Origin of the sequence: Sorangium sp. So ce834 (genome assembly GCF_051521425.1) — a bacterium.
GTDB lineage: Bacteria > Myxococcota_A > Polyangia > Polyangiales > Polyangiaceae > Sorangium > Sorangium cellulosum_D.
Genome location: NZ_CP150351.1, coordinates 3,407,133 through 3,432,100, shown reverse-complemented (window position 1 = coordinate 3,432,100; position 24,968 = coordinate 3,407,133). Strand labels below are relative to the sequence as shown.

The following is a 24,968-nucleotide window of genomic DNA, read 5'->3' as shown; positions in this document are numbered from 1 at the left end:
GAGCGGTGCGAGCCACGGCTCCATCTGTCGCCGAGCGGGTGCAGGTGTCAACCCGGTCTGGTCCGACCGGATCCTCTCCGCAGCTGGATCGTCGCCGGGCTTATGCGTCGCGGGACCGTGGGGGGGGTTCGGGCGTTCGGATCGTGTCACGGCGTCGCGTGAGCGCAGCCCGTGTCGCTGGACGCGGCGAACGCGGCGGCTAGCCCGACCCGAGTCGCCCCAACCTGGGTCGGGCTTCCGTCCGCGCCGGTCGCGCTACGCGACAGCGACCGGCTCGGCCGTGGTCGGCTCGGCGTCGACCGGCTCTGCCAGCTGATGCTTGCGGGCGCCGCCCTGGCGGAAGGTCCCGAGGAACATACTGGAACGGGCATCGTCGGAGCCTGCGGGATCAACCCCGGAGCATGGCTCGGCCAACGTCCAGCACGGATTCAGCAACATCGTGAACGGCCAGGCGTTCATCTGCGCGCGCCGGGAGGGCCCCCGCACGAGGCGTCCCCTCGGCCCGCGTGGCGCGGTACTTCGGCCCGAGGCCGGCGTCCCTGGTCCACGATCGACGCCCACGGCCGCGTCCGCGAGGCGCGCCTGCTCGCCCGCGGTGGCGCCGACGCTCTCTACATCGACCGCGCGACCGTCCTGCGCACGGCGCTGGACATGGCCGCCCACAGCTTCGTCCTGGCCCATAACCACCCCAGCGGCGACCCGATGCCGACCCGCGAGGACGAAGCGATGACCCTGGAGCTACGCCATCTCTCCGCGGAACTGCACGTCCCGCTCACGGCCCACGTCATCGTCACCCCCAGCGGCCGCTACGCCGCCGTCCACGATTAGGCCCTCGCGGGGCGCAGCGCCCCGCCCCGTCGCCGGCGCGCAGCGACCCTGCGGCGAGGCGTCCCGCCCCCGCGCATCCAGCCGCCTGCCTCCCGCGCACCGCCCCAGCCGGCAGCCCCGCCGCGCGTTCGCTCTCGTCATCGCGGCTGGCCGGGAAGGAGCCGGGGGTGCTCCTCGTGCTAGGCTCGACGGCGAAGCGGGCTCGCCTCCGTCCACCCCAGCGCGATGTCGACCGCCACCGTCACCCTCGCTCTCCCCGGATGGAGCGGGCACGCGGTCGCTTCTCCGTAGCGCGCGCCCTCCACGAGATAGTTCCGACGACGCCCTCTACGTCGGCCGCTCCACCGTGCTGCGCATGGCGCCGGATTCAGCGTTCGCTTCCACCAAGCAAAGCGGCCACGGCTGCCCGAAGACGCGTAATCTCTCCTTGGAGCGCCTCGTTTTCGCGCCGCAGACGCGCCTCCGCCTCCCGTGAACGCGAGAGATCGGATCTCTGCGCCTGAAGGACGTGGAGCAGATGGCGCCTCTCGATGAGCTACGGGCGGTTGAGGTGCAGTCGCTGGATGTGAAACCAGCCACGAGGCGTGAGCCCGATGAGCCGGCCGTGGACCGTCTCCTCGACGTGCGCGCCGAAATCGTCACGCTGAGGGCGAAGGAGCCGCAAGCTCTCAGGTGCATCGTGTGCGGGCGCATAGTCGCCCTTGAACCGGTTGCACGCGGTGCAAGCGTAGACGAGGTTCTCGATGTCATCGGACCCACCCGCTGCCAGCGGGTAGAAGTGATCAACCTCCAGCTCGCCCCCCACGGACGTTTCGGAAACGCCGCAGTAACCACATCGGCCACCGAAGGCGACCCAGACGATGGCGCGCGTTTCCGTCGAGACGGCCATTCACGCGGCGTGCAGCGGGCCGCCGGCGATGCGGGCAAATCCGTCGAGGATGGAGGCGCGGCGCCGGTCGAACTCCTCGAGGAACCTGCGCGTGTCGGCCACGAGGGCCTGTTGCTGGGCCATGAGCTGAGCCAGCTGTTCGTTCTCGCTCTCGACCCGAGCCAGCTCGGCCGCCACGTCTCCGGCCTCGGCACGCAGCCGAGCCATTTCCGGGGCAAGCAGCGCCGCCTCCTCCGCCTCGATCCGCGCCATGAGCGCCGCTAGCTCCGCCTGCTCGGGCTCCGTCAACGTGCCGGAGAGCTCCTTGCCACGGAGATGGTCGAGCTTGCTCTGGTCATCCTTGGTCCAGCTCATGACAGCCACCCTAGCCATACCAGGCCGGGAGCACCGGGGCAACGGCCGGCCTCTCCTACCTTGCACGAGAGCATGGTCGTTGAGCAGGACAGCTCGTCGCCGTCGTCGCGGCATCTCCTCGCCGCTGGGGAAGCGCGCCCGGGCAGCCTCCGAGCCGCGCGGTACAATCCCCCCGTGAACCTTCCCGAGCTGGAAACCGAAGCCCTGAAGCTGCCCGTCGCGGAGCGCGCACGTCTCGCAGAGACGCTTCTGGAAAGCCTGGATGAGCTCTCCGAGGAGGAGCACAGGCGCCTCTGGACCGAGGAAGCGACGCGCCGGGACGCAGCGCTTGACGCAGATCCATCCCGGGGGCGACCGGCCGAGGACGTCTTTCGTGACGCCCGCGCGCGGCTCCGGTGACGCTCCCGGTCATCGTTCACGACCTGGCTGAGGTCGAGCTGAACGAGGCCGCCGCGTACGACGCTCGGGCACGTCTTGGCCTTGGTGACGCTTTTCTCGCCGAGGTTCGAGGCGCAGCCGATGCCCTGGCTGCGTCACCGCTCGCGGGGGGCCGTGGAGAACGATGTCCGCCGGTGGCTCGTGCGGCGGTTTCCCTACGATGTACTGTGCCCGCACCCAGATCGTGCTGTTCGACGCGACCCGGCTCGCCGCCTCCTTCGAGCTCGGCCGCCGCTACCACGCCGCCCGCGTTGACGATGTCGTTTTCATCACGTGCCCTCCCATGCCCCCGAATCCAGGACGTCGCCCTCTTCGTCACGCCCCTGACCACGCAAGAACCCGGTGGCTGCTGCGACGAGGGCTCGATGTTCGTCCTCCGACAGGAGCGGTGCGACGGCCTCGCGCCAGCACCTCGCGAACGTGTGCGCCTGCACGAGCTCCTGCACCGTATCCATGGGGTCGATCTCGTCCTCCAGGTACCCCCTCTCATGGAGGACCCGATGGTCGAACTCGGACAGCTCGGCCGGGTCGAGGGACGGCACTCCCTCGCTCGCGCGCTCGGCCTCGTCGAACGCGCGCCACAGCGCCTCCCGCGCGCCCTCGGCGAGCCCTAACAGACCCTCTGCGCGCGGCTGTACGCGCACGACGGACATCCATGTCAGCCAGTAGCCGGCACGGCCGACCACCGACGTCACCCAGCCGAGCAGCGCGCCCGCGAACTCCGGATCGCGCGCGCGCAGGCACCCGAGCGCGGCGACGGTGACCCGATACGGGGCCTCGCGCGTGTTGACGGACCAGTCACGGTCCGCCGTGCATGACCGCAGCGCCGCCTGGAATTGCTCCTTGCTCGTCACGCGCAGGCCCATCTTCTCGTAGTGCGGCCGTACGCAGTCGAGCGACAGGAGGAAGAACGCACGCTCGATGCTCCCACCTTCGCGCTCGATCCTCGCTTCGTCGATCAAGGCGTCCACCCTCCTCACGACCCGCCGCCGCCGCCGGTGGGCGGCGGGGGCCAGTCTCGTCATCATCGAGCTGCCCCGGGAAGCCGAGGCGGGTCGCGCGGTCCCGATCCGCCGCAGCGGGTGCCCCCCAGACGCGCCGCTCAACGCGCTCGACCGAGCCGCCGTCCGCCCCGACCACCGCAACCGGGGTGCCGATCGGGTCGTTCACGAAGTGCTCCCACGCACCTCGCTTCTGCGCGAGCGGCACGAACAGGCTGTCGGAGAACGCGTACGTGCGCTCCTCGACGACCGCGGCGGTCGACCCACGCGCCTCCTCGTGGACCTCGTGCACAAGGACGTCCTGATCCCAGACGTAACGCACGAAGCGCGTCACCTCGAGCGGCGCACCCGCCCCAGCGGCGCGGCGAACGCGCTTCCATAGCCGCCGCGCAAAGGGATCGTACGCGAAATCGACGACGGCACCATCGGGGAGCATGACCGATCTCAGGAGGCCAGCGCCGTTCCATTCGTACCGGGTGACCGCCGCCTCGCCATCCGCGCGTCGCTCGCGTCTCTCGACGAGCCGGCCCTCACGGTCCCACATGAACTCAAGCCGACCTTTTCGCGCCAGCCGGTTGCCGCGCGTGTACTCGCGTGACTCCGGCTCCGCCTCGTGCAGGTTCCCGGCGGCATCGAACCGGAAGACCTCCCCGCGCGCCTTCTCCGGCACCGCAGCGAGCAGCTGCCCCACCGGATCGTACTCGTACCGCGTCGAGCCGCGCTCCCGATCCCATGCCGTGACGAGCTCTCCCGCCGCGTCGTAAGCGTACCTCTTCTCGACCGTGACGCCGTGTGGCCTAGGGCCGAACCAGTCCGGTTGCCCGAAGGCGGCGGCGCCATGGCTCGTCATCGCGTTCACGCGGCGCGCGGCGAGCCTGCCGAGCGGATCGAACACCGTGTCAACGCTGCCGCCCGCCGGCAGCACGCGCCGCACCTCGCGCCCGAACACGTCGCTGTGATGCTGGAGGACGTGCTCGCCGTCGAGCAACGTTTGCAGGCGCGACCCCTGCGCGTCGCGGGTGATCTCCTCGGTATGGCCCCGCGACGTCGAGCGGCGCACGCGCGCCCCCACGGCGTCGTACGTCACAGCGACGCGGCTCGTCTGCCCCTCCACGATCTGCGTCTCGGCGACAACGCGCCCCACCGCGTCGCGATTGAATCGGACCTCTCCCGCCCCCGTCCTCGTGGAGATGAGCTCGCCCCGGCCGTTGTACTCGAACTCCTCGACGCCTCCGTCCGGTAGCTCCCTCCTGGTGAGCTGCCCGACCAGGTCGTACGTGAGGAAGACCTTGTCGCCCGCGCCGTCCGTGATCTGCACCTCGCGCCCGCACAGATCGAGCCGATACGAGATCTCGCGGCCGTCGAACGTCGTCTCGCCTACGAACCGGCCAGAGGTGTCATAGCGAAGCGTGTGTATCTCTCCGCGTTCATTATGCACCTCGACGAGCTCGCCCTCGCGGTTGTAACGGAGCTGCACGACACGCCCGTTCGCATCTCTCCGGGCGCAGAGCTTGTGATACCCGCCCCACTCGAAGCGGGTCGTCGCGCCGGCGGGGTTCACCCGCTGCGTCACGCGCCGCTCGCCGTCGTAGGCGAAACGGGTGGCGCCGCCGAGCGCATCGTGGACCGAGCTGAGGTCACCGCGCGCGGTGTACGTGTAACGTGTCGTCATGCCCGTCGGGTCGGTCATCGCGGTGCGCCGGCCGAGGAAGTCGTAAGCGAATCGCCACACGCCGCCGTTCGGCTGGGTGGTCGCGGTCAGGTTGCCATGCGCGTCGTACTCGAGGCGGCTCTTCGCGCCGTTCGCATGATGGATGGCTGTAACCAGCCCGCGCTCGTCACGTGTGTACGTCGTCGCCGCGCCGCTCGCATCCTGCACCCCCTCGACGTTGCCGAACCGGTCGCGCCACAGCTTGGTCGTGCCTCCTTCCGGGTCGGTGATGCACACCGGCAGGCCTTCCGCGTCGCGCTCGATGACCGTCGTGCGGCCGAGCGCGTCGGTCAGCCGAAGCAACCGCCCGCGGCGGTCACGCTCGTAGTGCGTCGTTCCTCCTTCAGGATCGACCGAGCGCGTCTGGAATCCGCGATCGTCGTAGGCGTAGCTCCACACTCCTGGCCCCTCGCATGATTTGTCGATCGTCCCACGCGAGTTACCGAAGAACCGGGACACCTGGGTCGAGTCGACGACCTCGCTGTAGCCGTCGGGGTGCCAAAGGAACCGGCAATGGTGGATTCCCTTCGCGCGGGTCTCGCGATCGTGCAGGTGAGGCGGGAGATCCGGCGCGAGGCTTGGATCTGGTCTACCATCGTACGTACCCCACGACTCGACGCATCGCCCCTGGCGATCATAGAGGAAGTGGAAGGTCAACCCCGCGCGGTCCGTGTCCTTGGTGAGCCGCCGGTCGTCGTCGTACGCGTATCGCCACGCGTGGCCGTCGGCGTCTGTGGCCTCGATGAGGCACCCTCCGGCATCATAGGAGTACCTCGCGAGCTCGATCCAGCGCCCCTGCGCGGCCGCGTTCTTGACCAGGAAGGCCGCTATCCGGCCGTCGTTTGTCGACTGCACGTGTATCGTGCGCCCGGCGGCGTCGTGGATGTCGGTGAGGCGGCCGTCGGCGTACAGGAGCCGGATCCGGTTCCTGGTGCGATCGGTGATCGCTGATAGGCGGTACTGCGTCGCTGCGTCGTTGGACGGCTCGAAGAAGCGCCATACCCCGCCGTCGTCCGCGTCCAGCGAGAACGACCGCTCGCCGTCCCGCCGCAGGACCCAGCCCCAGGGACCGCTGATGGTCTCGCCGGCGTGCGGCACGGGGAAGTCGAGCGCCGTGCCGCTTTCATTCCACACGCGCACGCGCTGCCGCTGCACCTCGATGCGCCACCCGAACGTGTGCGCCCACCCCCAGCCGAGCCCCGCGTCCTCGCGGTGGATCGTCGAGCTGCACGTGCGCGCGAAGCGCAGCGGGAGCGGGCCGGGCAGCTCGAAATCAACGATGGGGTGCGTGAACGCTCGCCCGGTGACGACGTCGACCGGGTGGGATTTGGTCCCGCAGGTCGGGTACTTCTTGGGATCCGGCGCTTGCTTCCCGCCGCCCTTGGCGCTGTTGCCGCCGTTGCCGCCACTCCCGCCCTGCCCGTCCCCCGAGCCTCCGCCGCCGGCGCCGCCACCGCCCCCACCCGCGCCGCCACCGCCGAGGATAAAGGTCCCCGGATTCATGCCAGGAATCGCTGGGATGTTCGGAACTGGAGCGGTTCGCGCCATGGTTTCATGAACCATGGCTCTATCTGGGCTGTCAAGCGCCGAGCTCCGGTGGCGGACTGTCATCGGCCAGGCGCCGCGTCGCGAGGAGCGAGCGGCGCCGGCAGGGCTCCTGGTGGAACGCCGGGGAACCGGTCCTGGCCATATCACCATCGTACGACCGGGACGCTACGTCCGCGCGGCGGCAGGCTCTGCCTTGCGCTGCCGGGGGCGAAGGTGGGCCGCTGATCACATCACGCCGGTCTCGAAGGGCGGGCCGACCTCGTTCGAGAACGTATGCCTCGCATGCCGCCCCTGTAACGAGTTCAAGGCGGGCGCTGGTCCTCCCCCGCTTCCGTCGACACCCCCGACGGCACCAGGAGGCAGGGATGGGACGGAGAAAGAGGAGGGCGTTCACGCCCGAGTTCAAGGCGGAGGCGGTACGGCTGGCGAAGGCGAGCGACCGGAGCATCGGCCAGGTGGCGAAGGACCTCGACCTGACCGAGACGGCGCTGCGCGACTGGATCAAGCGCGCGGACACCGACGCGGGCCACGGCCCGCCGGGGGCGCTGACGACGCCGGAGCGTGAGGAACTGCAGCGGCTGCGCCGCGACGTGAAGCGGCTGGAGATGGAGCGCGAGATCTTAAAAAAAGCGGCGGCCTTCTTCGCGAAGGAAAACGAGTGAGGTTCGAGTTCATCGACGCGGAGAAGGCGCACTACCCGGTGCTGGTGCTGTGCGCGGTGCTGCTGGTCTCGCGCAGCGGCTACTACGGGTGGGCCAAGCGCTCGGAGTCCGCGCGGGCCAAGTCCGACGCTCAACTGAGCGTGCAGATCAGGGCCGTGCACCACAAGAGCCGTGGCCGCTACGGCAGTCCGCGCATCCACGCGGAGCTGCGTGCTCGCGGCATGCGTGTCGGCAAGAAACGGGTCGAGCGGCTGATGCGCGCTCAGAGGCTCGCGGCTCGGAGGAAGCGGCGCTTCCGCCGCACCACCGACTCGCGGCACAACGGCCCGATCGCCCCGAATGTGATCGAGCGGCAATTCGATGCTCGAGCGCCCAACCAAGTCTGGGTGACGGACGTGACGTACATTCCCACCGGCGAGGGCTGGCTGTACTTGGCCGTGATCCTGGACCTGTTCTCGCGCCGCGTGGTCGGCTGGGCCGCGAGCGCGTTCAACGATCGCGCCCTGGCGCTCACCGCGCTCGCGTTCGCCTTGGGAACGCGGCGGCCGGCGCCTGGGCTGGTGCACCACTCGGATCGCGGCAGCCCCTACGCCAGCGACGACTACCGGCTCGTGCTCGGGGCCCACGGGCTCATCCCGAGCATGAGCCGCGCCGGCGACTGCTGGGACAACGCCGTGGCCGAGAGCTTCTTCGCGACGCTGAAGGCGGAGCTGGTCGAGCACGAGCGCTACCCGACGCGAGCGGCCGCCATCGCATCGATCGGAGACTACATCGAGAACTTCTACAACCTGAAACGACGGCACTCACGGCTCGCCTACATGAGCCCGATCGAGTTCGAATTGAAGACCTACGTGACCGCGCGCGCGGCATAGTGAGACTGTCCGCGGAACCGGGGGAGGACCACGCCACGGAGTCGGTCGACCCGCTGACGGGAGACGATGCGCGGCGAAGTCGGAGCGGCAAGCCGGAGGAAGTCCGAGCCGTTGAACGTCACGAGCGCATCCGCGCCGGCATGCTCGGCCGCCACGAGGTGCAGGGCATCGAAGAGGACGCCGGAAGAGAGCACGCGATCGGTGCACCGCTGCATTGCCTCGTCGTACACGGCCGGATCCACAGGGCGGACGTCGTACATACTCCGGACCCGACGGACGACTTGCAACGCCTGCTCCGGGCTGGCTCGCGCCGGCTTCGGCAGGCGGGTGAGCACGCACCAGAGCTCCGCGAGGGCGTGCCAGGTGGCCAGGCCGCTCACCCGTCCCTCGGCCACCGCGTCAATCCAGACGACGGCCCGACCGTGGAGCGAATGCGACCGGTGCAGCCCGGCGACGAGCACGCTCGTATCGAAGGCGAGCTTCACGACTCTCCCTGGATCCGGTCCGCTCGTGCATCGCGATCGGGGCGATGGTCGAACACTTCGGCCGGCATGGTGGCGTCAGCGTCGACAAGCAGGAGGCCATGCCGCTCGGTCAAGGTGACGCCCTCACGTCGAGGTGGATGATCTGCAGCAGGGACGTCGCTGACGGCCTCGTGCGCGACCAGCTCGATCACACGAAGCCGATCGGTTACAGGGAGGGCACGGATGGCGGCGACGATCTGCTCGACGGTCATGCCCGGCAGGATGCCATCCCCGCAGCGAGGAAGGAAGTCGAGGATCGGTGCAGGTGCATTGAACAGGCGGAACGAGCGCGGCCGCGTCCTCGGCGAGCAGCGCCGCCACATCGTCCAGAATATCCGCATAAACGGGCAACTCCTTGCGCAGCCGCGTTATCTGCTCGGGCCCGAGCGGCGAGAGCGCCACGCCCAGCATGTCGGTCACCTCGCGGGGGAGCGGCGGCCTGGCCGGCCTGGTGCTGCTCGACGTCGTAGGGGGCTCGAGCGATTCTTCGTCGTCGTTCGGGGGCCATGGACTCCCCGTGGCGGGTTCAAGGTCGATGATGGCTTCGTCAACATGGAATGATGGATCGGCCATCATTCCATGCTGAAACGGCCATCGTCGAAGCCTGCGGGGTCAACCCCGGAGCATCGCTCGGCCAGCTCTCAGCATGGGTTCAGCGACATCGCGAACACCCTGACGGCGTGCTGCGGGCGCGCCACGCCCGCCGGCACCAGGGCCAGATTAGCCCGTTGTACCTTCGTCTCGAACGCGTTTCTTCCAAACAGACGGGCTACGCCGCTGATGGAGTACGGCGAGGATGACCGCCGCCCGCTCGTTTCCTTCACCACGGAGCAGGAAGTAGACCGCATAGGGGAACCGCTTGAGCAGCGCGCGCCGGACACCACCCCGACCGACATCGGGGAACTGCGACGGGAGGTCGCTGATCCGGCGGACGATGTGCCGTAGCTCATCGACGAACTGTCCGCCCAGCCCATCCTCCTCGCCCTCGTACCAGTCCGCCGCCTCCCGGATGTCCAGCTCGGCAGACGGGAGAACGAGGAGCCGGCTCATCGACGCGTTGCGAGGCGCGTACGGAGGTCGGCCTCGACCTGTTCCCAGGAGCGGCCAGCATTCGGTGCGGCCTCGAGCTCGGCGAGCCGGCGATCGAGCTCGGCCTCGTGCCACTCGGGTACCGGCACCTCGTCTTCCCTCGCCGCGATCCGCTCCCAGAGCGCCTGGACGTACTCGATCTGCTCGTGCACGGTGAGGTCGTCGAAGCCGGGCGGCGGGCCCTGGATGGCTCGGTGCATGAGCCGCAAGATACCACGAGGTACCGCGACGGCGCAGCACACGGCCCTCGCGGTCGAGAACGAGCGGCGCCGACGGCGAACCACGCACTGCCGCGCCGTCCGGCCGAGCCGGGGCCGGTGACCCCAAGCGCCCGCCTGTCAACGTCGGCCGTCGCCGTCGTCGCGGCAACTCCTCGCCGAAGGGGAAAGGCGCCTCTGGACCGAGGAAGCGACGCTCCGGGACGCAGAGCTCGACGCAGATCCGTCCCGGGGGCGACCGGCCGAGGACGTCTTTCGTGACGCCCGCGCGCGGCTCCGGTGACACTTCCGGTCATCTTTCACGATCTGGCTGAGGTCGAAGCCCGCGGTTCCGACGACGCCCTCTACATCGGCCGCTCCACCGTCCTGCGCACGGCGCTGGACATGCCCGCCCACAGCTTCGTCCTGGCCCACAACCACCCGAGCGGCGACCCGACGCCGACCCGCGAGGACGAAGCGATGACCCTGGAGCTGCGCCACCTCGCCTCGGAGCTGCACGTCCCGCTCACGGCCCACGTCATCGTCACCCCCAGCGGTCGCTACGCCGCCGTCCACGAGTAGGCCCTCGCCGGGTGCAGCGCCCCGCCTCCGCGCATCCAGCCGAAAGCCTCCCGCGCCCCTCCCCCGCCCGCAGCCCCGCCGCGCGTTCGCTCTCGTCAATCACGGCTGGCCGGGGAGGAGCCGGGGGGCTCCTCGTGCTAGGCTCGACGGCGAAGCGGGCTCGCCTCCCGCGTCCACCCCAGCGCGATGTCGACCGCCACCGTCACCCTCGCTCTCCCCGAAGCGCTCTACCAGCGACTCAAGGGGACTGCGCTCGCGACCCGACAGCCGCTCGAAGCCGTGATGCTGCGGGCGCTGAGCCTCGGCAGCCCTCCCGCCTGGGACGACGCGCCCCCGGAGTTCCAGGTCGACCTCGCCTGCCTGGACAAGATGGACGACCAGGCGCTCTGGCAGATCGCGAAGAGCCACAGGTCCGAAGCAGAGCTCGTGCGCTACGACGAGCTGCTCGACCGGAACAGCCAGGGGCTCCTCACGCCGGCGGAGCGCATCGAGCTCGAGCGTCTTCGCCACGAGAGCGACCTGTTCACGCTCCGCAAGGCGCACGCTGCGGCGCTCCTGCGATGGCGCGGGCACGCCGTCGCTTCTCCATAGCGCGCGCCCTCCACGCATCCTCACCGCACGCCGGCGCTGGGCCGAGGTGGGCTGGCACCCGCCCGCGCAGCGCCGGCTCGTAGAGCCTACGCGTCTCGTGGGCTGGGAGAGCGGAGGTAAAAAGGGTTTACCTCCTCATCGAGCGCTTCAAGCTCCTCCGAGCTCGACATGTGATTGAGTTGCATGAGGACCGCCCGCGCGGCAGCTTGCAACCCGAGGGGCGGTGCTTCGGTGCCGTCCCATGCCTCGCAGAGCGCTCGGAAGCTCTCCAGGCGCTCGAGCAGCGCTCGCCACCATGCGCGCGCCTCCGGGTGACTCCGGCGAACAGGCCGGAAGGTCGCGAGCAAGCTGTCGATGTGCGCGAGCGCCGGGCGCCGCAGATCCGCGGGAGGGATCTTCGCGACCATCTTGGGCGAAGCGAGATAGCCGCACCACACGATGGCTGCCGCGAAGGTGATCGTATCGGGCATCGCTGCCAGCTCCCCCGCGGTCGGCGGCAGGCCCGGGTCGGGGTCTTCCGGCCCAGGCGGCGCTTCAGGCGGTGCGCCTTCCCAGCCGTCCCACCCTCCGGGCGGCTCCGGGACCGCGAACACAGCGAGCATGTCACGCGCGGCACGCTGGATTTCGGCCGGGATGTCCGCCGATGGCGACCAGCCCTGGCATGACGCGAGGAGTCTCTCCACCTGTGGCGCTACGTCCAGCGGCCGCCCACCGGCGTTGAGCCCTGGTTCGGGGCCCTGGCCGATGACGGTCAGGAGCTCGCTCAGGAGCTCCAGGACGTGCTCGCGCGACGGCATCGCGCCGGCTTGGCGCGCTGCGCGCGACGACGCGAGCAAACCTGCCAGGTTCAGGGCTCTTGAGACAACGTGCGCCACCCGGGCAGCGCGCTTCGAGGCGTCATCAGCGTCCATGGCGAGTCCCTCGATCACTTCGGTCGACAGAGCTGAATCCAGGGGACCATGCTGCTTCCGATGGCGGGCTTCAGTGTGATGGCAGCGCCGACAACGTCAGCAGCGTCGTAGCAGGTATAAGTGCACCATCCATCGACGATCAGATTGCCAAGGTTCCAGACGTCGGGACACGTCCTGCAACGACCATCGCCGCAGTCGTTCAGTACGCATATCTTGGCGAATGAGCACCTCACGCTCGACTGACATCGAAGCGGCGGATCCATACACTCGACCTTGATCGGGTACCCGGTGGAAAGCAAGGTCGGGTCGATGGATGCGACCCATTCTTCGGCCAGCTGCCAGGCCAGCTCTGCGTTCTGATGAATGAACTGTTCAAGCGCCTGCTGGTCAACCAAGGCTGGATCGATGAACTGTGACTCGGTGAGGCCAGAGAGCGCGTAGGCTGCATAAGCTGCCCTTGCATTCACCAGGGCAAGTTCCCCTGGGTCTGCCCTGTATGCCGCATCGATCGCAGCCTCCTCTTCCGGAGTAAACGTCATGCCATCCTCTACGCCATCGTCCATCGGCGCGGGCTGCGCCTCGTCTGGCGCCGGCTGCGTCTCGTCAGGCGTGGGCCAGTTGTCCTCCCTCTCCCCGCCTTTCCCGATCCGGATCGTGCATGCCGGTATCATGATCGCGCTGACGGTGCCGAAGACAAGGAGAGCTCCGAGCCTGCCTGGAAGATTGCTCTTCGACATGAGTTACCCCCGCGCCCTGATGCTAGGCGACGGTGGAATGTCTTTCTACGCGGAAAGTACGATGGAAAACCGCTCGGGGTTCCCCCCCAGCCGGCCGTAGGGGTATGCCGCAACCAGCTCTGGGCGGCCCGCTGCTCGCAGCCGGCTCGCGGCGCGCCGCCTCTTCGCCCGCGCCCTCACCCGCTCTCGGAGGTGGCCCCGTTGCCCCCGATGAGCCGCGCCCCCGTCGATGCCCCCGCCGAGACGGCGGCCGAACTGCCGACCGCGACCGAGGCCGCCCTCCTCGAGATGGTGCTCGGCCTCCCCGGCGTCGGCCCGCGCATCCTCGGCACGCCGCTCTCCCCTCCCTCGGTCGCCTCTCGCCCGCGGCGCTCGCTCGCCGAGCGCACCCAGATCGCCCTCTTCGACACGACCCGGCTCGCCGCCGCCTTCGAGCTCGGCCGCCGCTACCACGCCGCCCGCGCCCGCCGCGGCGCGCTCCTCACCGACACGCCGCCCGCGTGGCGCGTCACTTCGGCCCGAGGCTCGCCTCCCTGGTCCACGAGGAGCTCTGGATCGCCGCGCTCGACACCCACGGCCGCGTCCGCAAGACGCGCCTGCTCGCCCGCGGTGATGGCGCGCGAGAAAGGCGCTCGCGGGGTCGGGCGGTGGGAGCCACCCGGCCGCTGCGACGTCCAAGGCGGGAAGACTGCGACGGGCGTACGCGCTCAGGGCGACGACAGCCGGCCGGCCTCGGGAGCGTTGCTCGCTCGCGATCGTCGGGGATCACCACCGTGGTACACGTGGTACAGTGGGTCAGGAGCCCGACGCCGATGCATGATCGTCAAGCCGAACCAACAGGGGCTGAACCCTCCGACGCCGAGAAGAGCTGGGATCAGCGGATCCTCGAAAGAGTCCCCTCTGGCGTTGATGCATCGCTCATCGCCGAGAACCTGCGTTTGACTCCCACCGAGAGAGTCGAGCAGATGCGGAAGACACTGGAGTTCATCGAGGAGGCGAAGGCAGCCCATGGCCACCGACTTTCGGCGCGTCGTTGAAGCGTTCATCGGTGAGCATGTCGATTTCGTGATTATCGGCGGGCTCGCGGGTAATCCAAGGCCGACTTCAAGCGACCCGTGCGCTCCTGCACGGCAGGAGGATGGGAGGTCGGCTCCGCTGGGTCTGGCAAGGAGCTCGGCTGTCGGTCGGGAGCGAACGTGGGGCGAGGGAGGGCACCCTGCCGGAACGACACCCTGCCTCGCGAGGGACCGCGACCGAGCCCTTCCCGTACGAGCGGTTTCTGCTAGACTCATGCTGCATGTCGATGGTCGGCACCTCGCCGCAAGCGGACGCGCGCTACCACGAGCTGCTCCGGCGCATGCCTCCGGAAAAGCGGCTCGAGGCTGCGATGCGGCTGAGCCAGGCGGTCCGTGAGCTCGCCCTCGCGAGCATCCGCGCTCGCCACCCGGGGGCGGACGACCAGGAGCTTCGCGTTCGCCTTACGGTGAGGCTGTACGGGCACGACTGCGCGCGCCGGCTGTTCGGTCACGTGCCGGCCGACGCCACGTGACGTCATGAGCAGCTCGTCCAAGCAATGGCGTGACATCGTCGAGGTGCTTCGAGTCAGCGGAGCCGAAATCAACGAGCAATATCTCAGCATGTGGGCTGAGAAGCTTCGCGTCGATGACCTCCTCACGCGCGCGCAAGCTGAGGCCGCTGCGAAGCTCGGCTCGCAATAGCTTGCTCGCAATAGCTTGCTTGAGAGATGGGCTCTCCGGCCCCGCGCCCCCCGCGCCGTGCCCCTGCGCGCGTCCGGTGCGGCTCGGGACCTCAGCAGCCGGCGCCTCGCTCGACCGCCAGCGCCGCCCTCAAGCCCGTCTCTCGATAAATCACAGTTCGATCGTCGACGGAAACATCGCCGAAACGCAGCCACGTCTACATTCCACGGCACGTCGTGGGAGCTCGATCGCACCGGCACACGCCGGGGCGATCCGCTCGCGCCGCCGCCCAGGCCGCGCCGGCCAGCGCGGCGCGGCCTGCCAGAGGCGGGCGCGCCAAGCTCGAGTCCTCTCGCCAGTCACGTCTTCACGGAGGAAAGCCAAGCTTATGTCCTATTTGGCGCCGACAGAATTTGTCACCAAGATGGTCGACGCGGGCGAATCCAAGGTCTTCATGTCGACGCGGGACACGTTGATCCGAGCCTACATGGCCGGCGCGCTGCTCGCGCTCGCCGCCGTCTTCGCGGTGATGGTCACCCAGCAGACGGGCTATCCGATCATCGGCGCGATGCTGTTCCCGGTCGGCTTCTGCATGCTGTACCTGCTGGGCTTCGATCTGCTCACGGGTGTGTTCGTGCTGTCGCCGCTGGCGCTGATCGATCGCCGCAAGGGCGTCACCCTGGGCGGCGTCCTGCGCAACTGGGGCCTGGTCTTCACGGGCAACTTCGCCGGCGCCGTCACCGTCGCCGTGATGATGGCGGTCGTCTTCACCTTCGGCTTCTCCACCGAGCCCAGCGCCGTCGGCAAGGCCATCTCCGGCATCGGCGAGGCGCGCACGCTCGGCTACAAGGAGTATGGCGCCGCCGGCATGCTGACGCTCTTCGTGCGCGGCGTGCTCTGCAACTGGATGGTCTCGACCGGCGTGGTCGGCGCGATGATCTCCAACACCGTCGGCGGCAAGGTGACGGCGATGTGGATGCCCATCATGCTGTTCTTCGCGATGACGTTCGAGCACTCCGTGGTGAACATGTTCCTGTTCCCGTCGGCCATGCTCATGGGCGGAAAATTCTCGATCATGGACTACATCGTGTGGAACGAGATCCCGACCGTCGTCGGCAACATGCTCGGCGGCATCACCTTCACGGGCCTCACCCTGTACGCCACCCACCTCAAGACCGCCCCCAAGCTCGTCCCCGCCGCCAGGGAGCGCGAGCTCCCCGCCGAGCCGCTCCGCGCCTCCGCCAGCTCCGCCTCCTGACACGCCCGCGAGCAAGCGGCCCTCGCGCTCGGGGCCATCGCGGTGCGCACCGGCGGCGGCACGGGCTACACGCTGCGCATCCCGCACCGCGCCGAGCACGACGACGGCGCGAAGCTCGAGATCGAGAGCGGCAACGAGCCGCCGCCGTAGATCTGCTTTCGCTCGTACGCGCTACCAGCGCCGCTTCCTCGAGCTGACCCCGAAGCCGGCCAAGGCCGCGTAGATCCGCTTCCGCCCTCTCCGGATCGAACAGCAGCCCGAGCGTGGCGCCCGGCGCGACGAACAGCACCGGGGCGACCAGCGAACGTGTCGGGTTCTTCTGCGCGAACGTCAGGACTCCACCGCGAGCAGCGCGCCGCAGCGACCGGCCCGGTCGTCGGTGGTCGCCGCCGAGCTCGGCTGCAGCCGCCCACCCGGAGCAGAGCCGGCGGCCTTGGCGAGCGCCTGGTTGAAGGCCGCGTATTCGGCCCAGAGCTCCTTCTGCGCGGCCGCGGCGAGGGCGGGTTCGTCATGGTGGATCAGCATCATGAATCGCATGTCGTTGGCTCCTCCGGCGCACCATCTGCGCCTCGTCGTGTATCGCGTCGGCCTCCGATCGTGCGACATGATCACACCTTGTCGGCAGAATCTCGTCTGCGTCCGCAACAGAGATCCCGGCACACGGAAGGGCGCATGTATCCCGCCGTATTTCGTCTTTCCGCTGCGTATCGACGGTTGTCCGATCGCTGGTTGATCACTCGAAGCGGGCCCCCTTGACCTGGCGTGCGCCGCCGCGTAACCATCGCCTCCGGTGGCTCCCGAGTGGAGCGTGGGTTCTCCAGGAGATGGTCATGCAAATATATTACTTGATCCCGCTCGTGTTGATAGCGGCTGGTTTCGCGTACTCGATGTACGTCCGCAAGAAGGTCATGGCCGAGGCCGCCAACATGACCCCGGAGCAGATCGAGCAACGATTCAGCGACCTGTACGCTCCGTATTACGAGCTCCAGCCCGGCGAGCGCATCATCGGCAACTGGAGCGGAGTCGAGTACCAGGCGCCCACCGGCACGGCCCGCCGCGTCGCCGGCGGAGTCCTCAACGCCGCATCTGCCGCCGTGATCGGCGTCTCCACCTACGTTCCCAACGTCCACGTCGGCCTCACCAACACGGGCCGCGTCCTCGTCTCTCGCGAGTACAGCGACTTCGGCAAACGCGGCAACTACAGGCACCACGCCGCCCTCGATCAGGGCACCCGCGCCTTCAACCAAGACGCGACGTATCCCGGCCAAGACATCGGCTCCCGCCCCGGCAACCCCTTCAACCCTCTCGTGAGCCTCGAGTTCATCCAGCTCCGTTCGCCGAGCGGCGACATCTACGAAGCTTGGCTGTCCCCGCAGGGCAGCCGCCACGGCCAGCACGGGTTCAGCTCGATCTTGCAGTCGCTCGGTTGAGCGCAGCGAGCGGGGCGACGCTGACCAGACCACTCATCCCGTTTCACCTGGCCGGCCCCACTCGACTTCGTCGGTCCAGTTGACCCCAATCAGCCAGCGCTTGAGCGTCGGCCACCGCTCGATCAGCGACTCGTTCGTGCGCTCCAGCACCGCCCGCGCCAGCTTCGCCTGGCGCACGCTCCTCCCGGCCAGGTTCGTGTCGGCGTGGCTGGCCGAGCTCCCCGCGGTCGACCCTCATCGCCTCTCCGCCCTCGCCAGCGGCGACCCGACGTCGAAGGCCCCTTCTACGGCCCAGTCGCCGTGAAACCAATTGACGCGCGACAGCGCCGGGGGTACGGCAAGCCCACCATGCCGTCTGTCCACCTGACGCGCCATCTCTACACCTTCTTCCCGCACCTCGAAGGTCAAACCATCGTCGTCGCGGCGTCGACAGCGGGTGAGGTCGTCGCGGCGCTGGAGAGGCTCGCGCCCGGCATCGGCTTCTACATCTGCGACGAGCGCGGCCGCTTGCGGACGCACGTCAACATCTTCGTCGGCAAGCAGATGATCCGCGACCGTAAGGGGCTCACGGACGCAGTCGCTGCCGACGACGAGGTCCACATTCTGCAAGCGTTGAGCGGAGGATGAGATGGCAAGTCGTATCCTGTTAGGCACGCGCAAAGGTACGTTTGTCGTCGAGAAGCAGAGCGGCTCGTGGAAGCCGCGCCTCGCGGGCCATGCCGGCGGCGGCGTCAACTATGTCGCGCGCGACCCCTATACGGGCAAGCTCTGGGCGCTGCTCGGCTTCGGCCACTGGGGAGCCAAGCTGTCCGTCTCCACCGACGAGGGCAAGACCTGGAATGACAACCCCGCCCAGATCAAGTACCCCGAGGGCGCTCGCTACATCGGCCAGGACATGTACGAAGACGCAGGCAGCGAGTTCGGTGCCGGCTTCAAGCTCGTCACGCGCCCGGCCACGGTGCAGAAGCTCTGGATCATCGGCTTCGGCCCCGGCGGCGCGGTCTACGTGGGCACCATCCCTGGTGGCTTGTTCGTCAGCCGCGACGGCGGCGGCTCCTTCGAGCTCAACCGGCCGCTCTGGAACCACGAGTCACGCGGCGGCGATCTCTTCACCGGCGAGGGCAGAGGCGAGACGAAATGGTTCGGCACGCCGGCCTCCGAGGGGGGCGATTTCGCCCCGGGCATCCACTCCATCGTGGTGGACCCGCGCAACCCGAAGCGAATGCTCGTGGCCGTGTCCACGGCCGGCGTCATCGAAACCGAGGACGGCGGAGAGAGCTGGCGACCGCGCAACAAGGGCATGCTGCTCGATCACACGCCCGAGCCAGACGCCGAGTGGGGCCACGATACGCATTACATCGAGCAATGCGAGGGCGATCCCGACCATGTCTGGCAGCAGAATCACGTGGGTATCTACTACAGCAGCGACGGCGCGAAGAGCTGGCGCAAGGTGAGCCGCCCAGAACAAGGCGTGCACTTCGGCTTCCCCATCACCGCGGACGCGAAGGACGGACGCACGGCGTGGGTCGTGCCCGGAAAGTCGGACATGCAGCGAATGACCGTCGACGGCGCGCTCTTCGTGGCCCGCACGACGGACGGCGGTGAGACCTGGGCGCAGCTCCGCCGCGGTCTGCCCCAGGAGCAAGCCTACGACGTCATCTACCGCCACGCGCTCGCCAACAAGGACGGCGCCGTGGCTTTCGGCACCACCACGGGCAACCTCTACGTGAGCGATGACGGCGGAGAGGGGTGGACGGCGGTCGCCAACAACCTGCCGCCCATCTATTCAGTACGCTTCGCCTGACAGGTTGGTTGCTCGGGGGAAGCGAAACGGTCTACCCTCGTTCCGCGACAGCGTTCGGCGCGCGCTCCGGTGCCGGTGACGAGCGAGGCGATCCGCTGGCCGGAAGGCTGCTGCGTGTGCGCGAAGCCGGCGACTCGCGGCATCGAGGCGAAGGCGCACGACGGCCAAACCGGGACCAACGTGGCCGTCGCCGCGGCCGGGCTCGCGCTCGGAGGCATCGCGGTGCGCACCGGCGGCGGCACGAGCTACACGCTGCGCATCCCGCACTGCGCCGAGCACGACGACGGCGCGACGCTCGAGATCAAGAGCGGCAACGAGCCGCCGCTGCCGATCCGCTTTCGCTCGTACGCCTACCAGCGCCGCTTCCGCCAGCTGAACCCGAAGCCGGCGAAGGCCGCGTAGATCCGCTTCAGCCCTTCACGTTCGCGCCGGCGAGGACGGGGAGCCCGGCGCACCAGTCGAGCACCTCGGAGAACCGGCGAGCGACCAGGACGCCGAAGAGCGAATGGCGCGCGAGCTTGGCCTGGGTGGTCGCCGGGCTCGAGAGGCCGCAGAGGAAGCGCGCCGCCTGGCGAGGGTGACCCAGGGCGCCCCCGTGCGCCGCGCGCAGCGCCGTGAACGCGGTGACGTCGAGCCCCGCCGGCATCGGCGGCGCGCGCGGCGGCTCCGGCAGCCTCAGGGCGACCCGGGTGCGGCAGAAGGTGCAACGCCCGCACGCGGTGTCGAGGCGCTCGCCGAAGTACTCGGCCAGCGCGGCGGCGTGACAGCGCTCCGCGGTGAACAGCTCGATCACCTGCCGCACGCGCGCGATCTCCGCCTCCTCGCGCCTCGCGAACCGCGCGAGGAGCTCGCCGACCAGGGCGGGCGCGTCGTCCGGCGGCGCGACGCGCACGAAGCGGTGCCGCAGATCCGACGCCTTGAGCTCCGCGAGCCCCTGCCGCTCGAGGTACTCGAGCGCGCGCACCACCCGCTCGCGCGGCTGGTCCAGCGCCGCGGCGGCGGCGGCCGGATCGATCGCATACAGGACTCGCCCCCTCTTCGCATGGCCGAAGAGCGCTTCGAGGAACCGCGCCGGCTCGCCCTTCACCGTCGCGACGACCTCCTCGAGCTTGCGGTGGAGCCGCACCTCGTAGCCGGCGTAGAACGGCGTGAGCTGCCGGACCGCGCCCATCAGCTCGAGGTAGGTCAGCGCGGTGCGGAGCACGAGCGGCCGGACGTCGTGGCGCGCCGACAGCGCGTGCAGACCGATCTCCACCTGGGGCGCGTCGAGCACGGCGCCGACCACCCCGTGGAGCGCCTCCGCGGTCGGCGTATCGCCATAGGCGAAGTTCTCGAGGACCGGCAGATCGTCGCCGCACACGAAGAGCTCGACCGCCGAGGGCGCCTGATCCCTGCCCGCGCGGCCGATCTCCTGGCTATAACTCTCGAGGCTCTTCGGGAGATTGTAATGGTCGACATAACGCACGTCGGCCTTGTCGATCCCCATCCCGAACGCGATGGTGGCGACCACGACGCCGCGGTCGCTCTGCATCCAGTCGTCCTGCACGCGCGCGCGCTCCGCCGCGTCCATCCCGGCGTGGTAGGCGCGCGCCGGCAGCCCCGCCGACGCGATCTGCTCGGCCACGTGCTCGGCGGTCTTCTGAAGCGTGACGTAGACGATGGTGGAGCCGGGCGGCCGGGATCTCAGGCGCTCGATCAGGATCCGGTCGCGCGCGGGCGCGCTCACCGCCGTCGCGCGGATCTCGAGGTTCGGCCGGTAGAAGCCGGTGACGACCGCGTGCTCCTCGCGGATGCCGAACGTGGCGCAGACGTCGCGCACGACGCCGGGCGTCGCGGTGGCCGTCAGCGCGAGCACGCGCGGCACGCCGAGCGCCCGGGCGGTGTCCGCGAGCCTCAAGTAGTCGGGGCGGAAGTTGTGCCCCCATTCCGAGATGCAGTGGGCCTCGTCCACCGCGAACAGGGCGATCTTGAGCTCTTTCAGCAGCGCCATGAAGCGCTCGCTCACGAACCGCTCGGGGGCGACATAGAGCAGCTTCGTCTTGCCCGAGCGCAGGTCCCTGTGCGCCTCCGCCGCCTCGTCGGCCGACAGCGACGAGTCGAGCCGGACCGCGGCGATGCCGCGCGCCGTGAGGAAATCGATCTGATCCTTCATCAGCGCGATCAGCGGAGAGATGACGATCGTGACCCCGTCGAGGAGCAGCGCGGGGAGCTGGTAGCAGAGCGATTTGCCGCCGCCCGTCGGGAAGACCGCGAGCGCGCTGTGGCCCGAGAGCAGGGCATCCATGACCGCGCGCTGGCCTGGGCGGAGATCGCGGAACCCGAACCGCGCCTCGAGCACGTCGAGCAGATCCGGGCGGGGGAGCGTCGGCTGGTCCAAGGGGCGCATCCTACACATCCTTCGCGCCGAGGGGGGTCCTGCCCCGCTTGAAAGAGGCGGGCGCTCGAGCCCGGGCGGCGGCGGGCGGATGACCCGATCGGGATCGGTGTAGACTGCGAGGCCGGAGCTGGGCGATGGGCGGCAAGCTGTTCAACCTACCGAGGATGCCGCGAGGCGAGTACCTGGCGATCGAGGCCGAGGTGCGGCGCTACCTCGACGTCAAGCTGCCGGGGCAGTACCGCATCCCGCGCTACTACGGCGACAAGCCGGACTTCGGCGACATGGATGTGATCGTCGCGTCGCGGCCGGACTGGGGCGAGGTGCGCGCCGAGATCGCGCGCGACCTCGGGGTCACGCAGACCAAGGCCGTGGGGCACGTGTTCTCGACGGTGTGCCGCGGGCTGCAGACCGATTTCTTCCCGGTGCCGGAGCGCTACCTCGAGAGCGCGTACAGCTTCATGTGCTTCAACGACGTGGGGAACTTCATCGGGCGGATCTGCCGGCGCTTCGACCTGAAGTACGGGGAGCGCGGGCTCGCCTACGTGTACCGGCGCGAGGGGGGCAATTACCGGGCAGACCTGGAGGTGACGCCGAATTTCGAGCGGATCTGCGGCTTCCTCGGGCTCGATCACGGGGCGTGGCAGGCGGGGTTCGCGTCGCTGCCGGCGGTGTTCGACTGGGTGATCGCGAGCCCTTATTTCTCGGCGGCGCCCTACCTCGATGATGGCGAGAGCCCGCTGCGGGAGCGCGCCGGCGTGCGGTCGACCGTGGCGCGGTTCATCGAGTACCTGAGCGCCCGGGGGATCGACAAGCGGCCCGCCCTCGCGGACCGGCGGTCGTACCTGCCCATGATCCTCGCCGCGTTCCCGGAGGCCGATCTCGGCGGGCAGATCGAGCGCGAGCGCGCGGCCGAGGCGCGGCGGGCGCAGATCGACACGAAGTTCAGCGGGAAGCGGGTGATGCGGCTCGTGCCGGGGCTGCAGGGGAAGGCCCTCGGGGAGCTCATCACGCGGTTCAAGGGATCGTTCGACGACTTCGAGGGATGGGTGCTGGCGACGCCGGAGGAGGAGATCGACCGGCGCATCACCGAGTTCGCCGCGCTCGTCGATGCGGAGCTGCATCCTCCCGGCTCCTGAGCGGCCCCGCCGCGCGAGCTCGCCGAGGGTCGTCGAGGTGCAGCGCCGCCGCGCCGGCGCCGAGCTCCTCGAACACGACGAGATCGATGCCGTCGGCCCAGAGCTCGAACACCTCGGGCAGCGCCTGGAGGCGCCGGGCTCCCGGCGGCGCGATGGATCGACACGGCGCACCTCCGTAGGCTCGCCCGGCGCCGGTGGCGCGACGCTCAGCGCCCTCGCCTCGCGACGCGCGGCTCACGCCGCCGTCGCATCGAACTCGCCGAGGATGAAGGTCGCCGCGACCGCCGGCTCGAAGAGCTCGGCGCGCACGGCGCGGTACCGCGCGTCGGCGAAGAACCGCTCCCGCGCCGCGCGGTCGGGGAACAGGAGGGTGAAGACGCGGTTGATGCCCGCTTCCCCCTTCAGCACCCGCGCCACGACGAAATCGTGGCCGAAGGCGCCGCCGTAGGACGACAGGATCGGCGTCATGCCGGCGCGGTAGCGGGCGTAGGACGCCTCGTCCGCGATCTGGAGCCCCACCAGGAGCACGTGCTGTCGGCCGTCAGCGCCCATGGGAGTAGCCTCCATCGACGTCGAGCGTCGTGCCTGTCACGAAGCCGGCCCTGGCCAGGAACAGCGCCGCTTCCGTCGTGTCCCGCACCTCGCCGACGCGCTGCAGCGGGTGGATCGAGGCCAGCGAATCCGCATCTTCGCCGATGAGCGGCGTGCGGATGATGCCGGGCGCCAGCGTGTTCACGCGGATGTTGTGGCCGGCGAGCTCGGCGGCCAGCGAGACGGTGAGCGCGTGGACGCCGCCTTTGCTGGCCATGGCGGCCGAGGCCGGCATCCGCGCCATGGCCTGCTGGACGAGCACCGTGCCGACATTGATGATCGAGCCCCCGCCGCCCTCGATCATCAGCGGCACCGCCGCCTGCGTCATCAGGAACGTCCCCTTCACGTTGGTGGCGAAGAACCGCTCCAGGTCGTCCTCCGTGCTCTCGAGGAACGGCTTCACGCCGAAGATCCCGGCGTTGTTGATCAGCACGTCGACGCCGCCGAAGCGCTCGCGCGCGGCGGCGGCGACGGCCCGCGCCGTGGCCCGATCGCCCACGTCGCCCGGCACGGCCACGACGCGCGCGCCGCCGTCGAGGCTCCGCCACGCCCGCTCGAGCTTCTCCGGGTCGCGCCCGTTCACGACGACGCTCGAGCCCTCGGCCAGGAAGCGCCTCGCGAGGTCGAGGCCGATACCGCTGCTGGCGCCTGTGATGATGACGCGATCGATTCTGGTGGACATGGAGTGTCGCTCCTTTCGCGTCGACAACCTAGGACCGCCCCTCGAACCAAGAAAGTGGTATGTTTCTATGGTCTCCATAACTCCAGGTTCTGATCCTGCGGGGCCGCCATGACCTACGATCAGCTCGTCGCCTTCCTCGCCGTCGCGGGCGAGGGCACGTTCAGCGCCGCCTCCGCGCGGCTGCACAAGTCCCAGCCGGCCGTGAGCAAGCTGGTGCGCAACCTCGAGCGCGAGCTGGGGGTCGAGCTGTTCGACCGCCGGGAGTACCGCGCCACGCTCACCGACGCCGGCCGCCGGTTCCACGAGCGCGCCGCGGCCGTCATCGAGGGCACCGAGGCGCTGCGCAGCTTCGGCATGCGCCTCTCGGGCAAGGCGGAGCCGATCGTGCGGCTCGCCGTCGACGCGGTGACGCCGCTCGGCCCCATCATGGACATCTTCCGGCGAGCGCAGGCGCGTCATCCCCTGGTGCGCATCGAGCTCGGCACCGAGCGGCTGGCGGGCACCGCCGACGCGCTGCGCGAGGACCGCGCCGATCTCGCCGTCGCCACGAAGCTCGGGATCGACGCGTCCGCGATGGAGATCGCGCGCTTCTGCGGCGTGCGGGTGATCCCGGTGGCGCGCTTCGATCACCCCCTGGCGACCTGCGGCGCGCCGATCCCGCCCGCGCTGCTGCGGGCGCACGCGCAGATCATCCTGCGCGACAGCGCCAGGGGGAGCGCCTCGCCGTCCCTGAACGTGCTGGGGGGCGGCCTGCGCTGGACGGTCACCGACGTCGCCGCGAAGAAGGAGATCATCCTCGCGGGCATGGGCTGGGGCGGGCTGCCCGAGCACGTGGCCGCCGGCGCGCTGGCGACGGGCGAGCTCGTGGCGCTGCAGGTCCCCGAGTTCGAGGCCGACACCATGGATCTGTTCGTGATCCGCCGCCGAGACCGCCCGCACGGCGTCGTCGCGCAGGCGCTCTGGGAGGAGCTGCGGCGCTGCGGCACGGGCGCCGGGGCGGCGGCGCCGGCGGGAAAGGCCCCGCGCCGCCGGAGGAAGGCTTGAGGATCTATCGACGTG

General features: G+C 69.6%; 28 protein-coding genes and 4 pseudogenes. 17 read left to right on the top strand and 15 right to left on the bottom strand.

Features of this window, described 5'->3' with window-relative positions; genetic code table 11:
* Positions 1–497: 497 nt before the first annotated feature.
* Positions 498–828 (top strand): annotated as a pseudogene (locus WMF20_RS12505) (JAB domain-containing protein); the annotation flags it as partial.
* Positions 829–1,363: 535 nt separating this feature from the next.
* Here WMF20_RS12505 and WMF20_RS12500 read toward each other — a convergent pair.
* Both WMF20_RS12500 and WMF20_RS12495 read right to left on the bottom strand, forming a co-directional pair.
* A complete protein-coding gene (locus tag WMF20_RS12500; protein ID WP_437613516.1) occupies positions 1,364–1,717 on the bottom strand; it encodes an HNH endonuclease in 354 nt (117 codons plus the stop codon).
* Positions 1,718–2,071, bottom strand: coding sequence for a hypothetical protein (locus WMF20_RS12495; protein ID WP_437478116.1), 354 nt, complete (start codon positions 2,069–2,071; stop codon positions 1,718–1,720). It lies immediately after the preceding gene.
* 174 nt (positions 2,072–2,245) lie between these two features.
* Between WMF20_RS12495 and WMF20_RS12490 the strand changes: the two genes are divergently transcribed.
* A complete protein-coding gene (locus WMF20_RS12490) occupies positions 2,246–2,470 on the top strand; it encodes an addiction module protein (protein WP_437613514.1) in 225 nt (74 codons plus the stop codon).
* A 308-nt stretch (positions 2,471–2,778) separates the two neighbouring features.
* Here the strand turns inward: WMF20_RS12490 and WMF20_RS12485 are convergent, their stop codons facing one another.
* Together WMF20_RS12485 and WMF20_RS12480 are read right to left on the bottom strand one after the other, a co-directional pair.
* Entirely contained in the window at positions 2,779–3,363 is a 585-nt protein-coding gene (locus WMF20_RS12485; protein WP_437613512.1) for a hypothetical protein, read from the bottom strand.
* Complete coding sequence (locus WMF20_RS12480; RefSeq protein ID WP_437613510.1) at positions 3,308–6,724, bottom strand: DUF6531 domain-containing protein; 3,417 nt, start codon at positions 6,722–6,724, stop codon at positions 3,308–3,310. The genes WMF20_RS12485 and WMF20_RS12480 overlap by 56 nt, the downstream gene beginning before the upstream one ends.
* A 58-nt stretch (positions 6,725–6,782) precedes the next feature.
* Between WMF20_RS12480 and WMF20_RS12475 the strand changes: the two are divergent.
* Positions 6,783–7,037: pseudogene (locus tag WMF20_RS12475) on the top strand (hypothetical protein); the annotation flags it as partial.
* Between the two features lie 97 nt (positions 7,038–7,134).
* Positions 7,135–8,303 (top strand): IS3 family transposase gene (locus tag WMF20_RS12470; RefSeq protein ID WP_437606080.1). Its coding sequence is split into 2 segments (ribosomal slippage): positions 7,135–7,387 and positions 7,387–8,303, totalling 1,170 coding nucleotides; the frame shifts between segments, so codons are not numbered across the junction.
* Here WMF20_RS12470 and WMF20_RS12465 read toward each other — a convergent pair.
* The 4 genes from WMF20_RS12465 to WMF20_RS12450 form a co-directional block, all read right to left on the bottom strand.
* Positions 8,279–8,788, bottom strand: coding sequence for a type II toxin-antitoxin system VapC family toxin (locus WMF20_RS12465; RefSeq protein WP_437613508.1), 510 nt, complete (start codon positions 8,786–8,788; stop codon positions 8,279–8,281). The genes WMF20_RS12470 and WMF20_RS12465 overlap by 25 nt on opposite strands.
* Positions 8,785–9,168 (bottom strand): hypothetical protein, encoded by a 384-nt coding sequence (locus WMF20_RS12460; protein WP_437613506.1) that lies wholly within the window; start codon positions 9,166–9,168, stop codon positions 8,785–8,787. The genes WMF20_RS12465 and WMF20_RS12460 overlap by 4 nt, the downstream gene beginning before the upstream one ends.
* A gap of 379 nt (positions 9,169–9,547) precedes the next feature.
* Positions 9,548–9,877 (bottom strand): type II toxin-antitoxin system RelE/ParE family toxin, encoded by a 330-nt coding sequence (locus WMF20_RS12455; RefSeq protein WP_437613504.1) that lies wholly within the window; start codon positions 9,875–9,877, stop codon positions 9,548–9,550.
* Positions 9,874–10,116: an addiction module protein gene (locus tag WMF20_RS12450; RefSeq protein ID WP_437613502.1), complete on the bottom strand. Its 243-nt coding sequence runs from the start codon at positions 10,114–10,116 to the stop codon at positions 9,874–9,876. Before WMF20_RS12450 ends, WMF20_RS12455 begins: the two co-directional genes overlap by 4 nt.
* A gap of 339 nt (positions 10,117–10,455) precedes the next feature.
* Between WMF20_RS12450 and WMF20_RS12445 the strand changes: the two are divergent.
* Positions 10,456–10,695: pseudogene (locus tag WMF20_RS12445) on the top strand (JAB domain-containing protein); the annotation flags it as partial.
* A 186-nt stretch (positions 10,696–10,881) separates the two neighbouring features.
* Entirely contained in the window at positions 10,882–11,286 is a 405-nt protein-coding gene (locus tag WMF20_RS12440) for a hypothetical protein (RefSeq protein ID WP_437613500.1), read from the top strand.
* A gap of 86 nt (positions 11,287–11,372) precedes the next feature.
* Here the strand turns inward: WMF20_RS12440 and WMF20_RS12435 are convergent, their stop codons facing one another.
* Both WMF20_RS12435 and WMF20_RS12430 read right to left on the bottom strand, forming a co-directional pair.
* Positions 11,373–12,197 (bottom strand): hypothetical protein, encoded by an 825-nt coding sequence (locus tag WMF20_RS12435; RefSeq protein WP_437613498.1) that lies wholly within the window; start codon positions 12,195–12,197, stop codon positions 11,373–11,375.
* Between the two features lie 14 nt (positions 12,198–12,211).
* The gene (locus tag WMF20_RS12430; RefSeq protein WP_437613496.1) at positions 12,212–12,934 is read right to left on the bottom strand and encodes a hypothetical protein; all 723 of its coding nucleotides are present in this window, start codon (positions 12,932–12,934) and stop codon (positions 12,212–12,214) included.
* A gap of 210 nt (positions 12,935–13,144) precedes the next feature.
* On the opposite strand from WMF20_RS12430, the pseudogene WMF20_RS12425 reads away from it, so the two are divergent.
* The 5 genes and pseudogenes from WMF20_RS12425 to WMF20_RS12405 form a co-directional block, all read left to right on the top strand.
* Positions 13,145–13,545: pseudogene (locus WMF20_RS12425) on the top strand (JAB domain-containing protein); the annotation flags it as partial.
* A gap of 201 nt (positions 13,546–13,746) precedes the next feature.
* Entirely contained in the window at positions 13,747–13,971 is a 225-nt protein-coding gene (locus WMF20_RS12420) for a hypothetical protein (RefSeq protein WP_437617272.1), read from the top strand.
* A gap of 260 nt (positions 13,972–14,231) precedes the next feature.
* On the top strand, positions 14,232–14,483 hold the full coding sequence (locus WMF20_RS12415; RefSeq protein ID WP_437613494.1) for a hypothetical protein: 252 nt from the start codon (positions 14,232–14,234) through the stop codon (positions 14,481–14,483).
* Between the two features lie 4 nt (positions 14,484–14,487).
* Positions 14,488–14,652, top strand: coding sequence for a hypothetical protein (locus tag WMF20_RS12410; protein WP_437613492.1), 165 nt, complete (start codon positions 14,488–14,490; stop codon positions 14,650–14,652).
* Between the two features lie 367 nt (positions 14,653–15,019).
* Positions 15,020–15,889 carry a formate/nitrite transporter family protein gene (locus WMF20_RS12405; protein ID WP_129574556.1) on the top strand — a complete coding sequence of 290 codons (870 nt, stop codon included), beginning with the start codon at positions 15,020–15,022 and terminating at the stop codon, positions 15,887–15,889.
* Between the two features lie 330 nt (positions 15,890–16,219).
* Here WMF20_RS12405 and WMF20_RS12400 read toward each other — a convergent pair whose 3' ends face one another.
* Complete coding sequence (locus WMF20_RS12400; RefSeq protein WP_129574555.1) at positions 16,220–16,426, bottom strand: hypothetical protein; 207 nt, start codon at positions 16,424–16,426, stop codon at positions 16,220–16,222.
* A gap of 293 nt (positions 16,427–16,719) precedes the next feature.
* Here WMF20_RS12400 and WMF20_RS12395 point away from each other — a divergent pair, with 293 nt between their 5' ends.
* Positions 16,720–17,319 carry a hypothetical protein gene (locus tag WMF20_RS12395; RefSeq protein ID WP_437613489.1) on the top strand — a complete coding sequence of 200 codons (600 nt, stop codon included), beginning with the start codon at positions 16,720–16,722 and terminating at the stop codon, positions 17,317–17,319.
* 33 nt (positions 17,320–17,352) lie between these two features.
* On the opposite strand, the gene WMF20_RS12390 is transcribed toward WMF20_RS12395, so the two are convergent.
* The gene (locus WMF20_RS12390; protein WP_437613488.1) at positions 17,353–17,496 is read right to left on the bottom strand and encodes a hypothetical protein; all 144 of its coding nucleotides are present in this window, start codon (positions 17,494–17,496) and stop codon (positions 17,353–17,355) included.
* Between the two features lie 171 nt (positions 17,497–17,667).
* On the opposite strand from WMF20_RS12390, the gene WMF20_RS12385 reads away from it, so the two are divergent.
* The 3 genes from WMF20_RS12385 to WMF20_RS12375 all read left to right on the top strand — a co-directional run bounded on the left by WMF20_RS12385 (position 17,668) and on the right by WMF20_RS12375 (position 19,525).
* Entirely contained in the window at positions 17,668–17,946 is a 279-nt protein-coding gene (locus WMF20_RS12385; protein WP_207217829.1) for a MoaD/ThiS family protein, read from the top strand.
* Position 17,947: 1 nt separating this feature from the next.
* Complete coding sequence (locus WMF20_RS12380; protein ID WP_437613487.1) at positions 17,948–19,123, top strand: WD40/YVTN/BNR-like repeat-containing protein; 1,176 nt, start codon at positions 17,948–17,950, stop codon at positions 19,121–19,123.
* Positions 19,124–19,192: 69 nt separating this feature from the next.
* On the top strand, positions 19,193–19,525 hold the full coding sequence (locus WMF20_RS12375) for a hypothetical protein (RefSeq protein ID WP_437613485.1): 333 nt from the start codon (positions 19,193–19,195) through the stop codon (positions 19,523–19,525).
* 7 nt (positions 19,526–19,532) lie between these two features.
* Here the strand turns inward: WMF20_RS12375 and WMF20_RS12370 are convergent, their stop codons facing one another.
* Positions 19,533–21,509, bottom strand: a complete 1,977-nt coding sequence (locus WMF20_RS12370; RefSeq protein WP_437613483.1) for a RecQ family ATP-dependent DNA helicase — start codon at positions 21,507–21,509, stop codon at positions 19,533–19,535.
* 125 nt (positions 21,510–21,634) lie between these two features.
* On the opposite strand from WMF20_RS12370, the gene WMF20_RS12365 reads away from it, so the two are divergent.
* Positions 21,635–22,636: a hypothetical protein gene (locus tag WMF20_RS12365; RefSeq protein WP_437613481.1), complete on the top strand. Its 1,002-nt coding sequence runs from the start codon at positions 21,635–21,637 to the stop codon at positions 22,634–22,636.
* A gap of 234 nt (positions 22,637–22,870) precedes the next feature.
* Here WMF20_RS12365 and WMF20_RS12360 read toward each other — a convergent pair whose 3' ends face one another.
* Entirely contained in the window at positions 22,871–23,188 is a 318-nt protein-coding gene (locus WMF20_RS12360) for a DUF1330 domain-containing protein (protein WP_437613479.1), read from the bottom strand.
* Positions 23,178–23,909 (bottom strand): SDR family NAD(P)-dependent oxidoreductase, encoded by a 732-nt coding sequence (locus WMF20_RS12355; RefSeq protein WP_437613477.1) that lies wholly within the window; start codon positions 23,907–23,909, stop codon positions 23,178–23,180. The genes WMF20_RS12360 and WMF20_RS12355 overlap by 11 nt, the downstream gene beginning before the upstream one ends.
* Positions 23,910–24,017: 108 nt before the next feature.
* Between WMF20_RS12355 and WMF20_RS12350 the strand changes: the two genes are divergently transcribed.
* Positions 24,018–24,953 (top strand): LysR family transcriptional regulator, encoded by a 936-nt coding sequence (locus WMF20_RS12350; RefSeq protein WP_437613475.1) that lies wholly within the window; start codon positions 24,018–24,020, stop codon positions 24,951–24,953.
* Positions 24,954–24,968 lie beyond the last annotated feature (15 nt).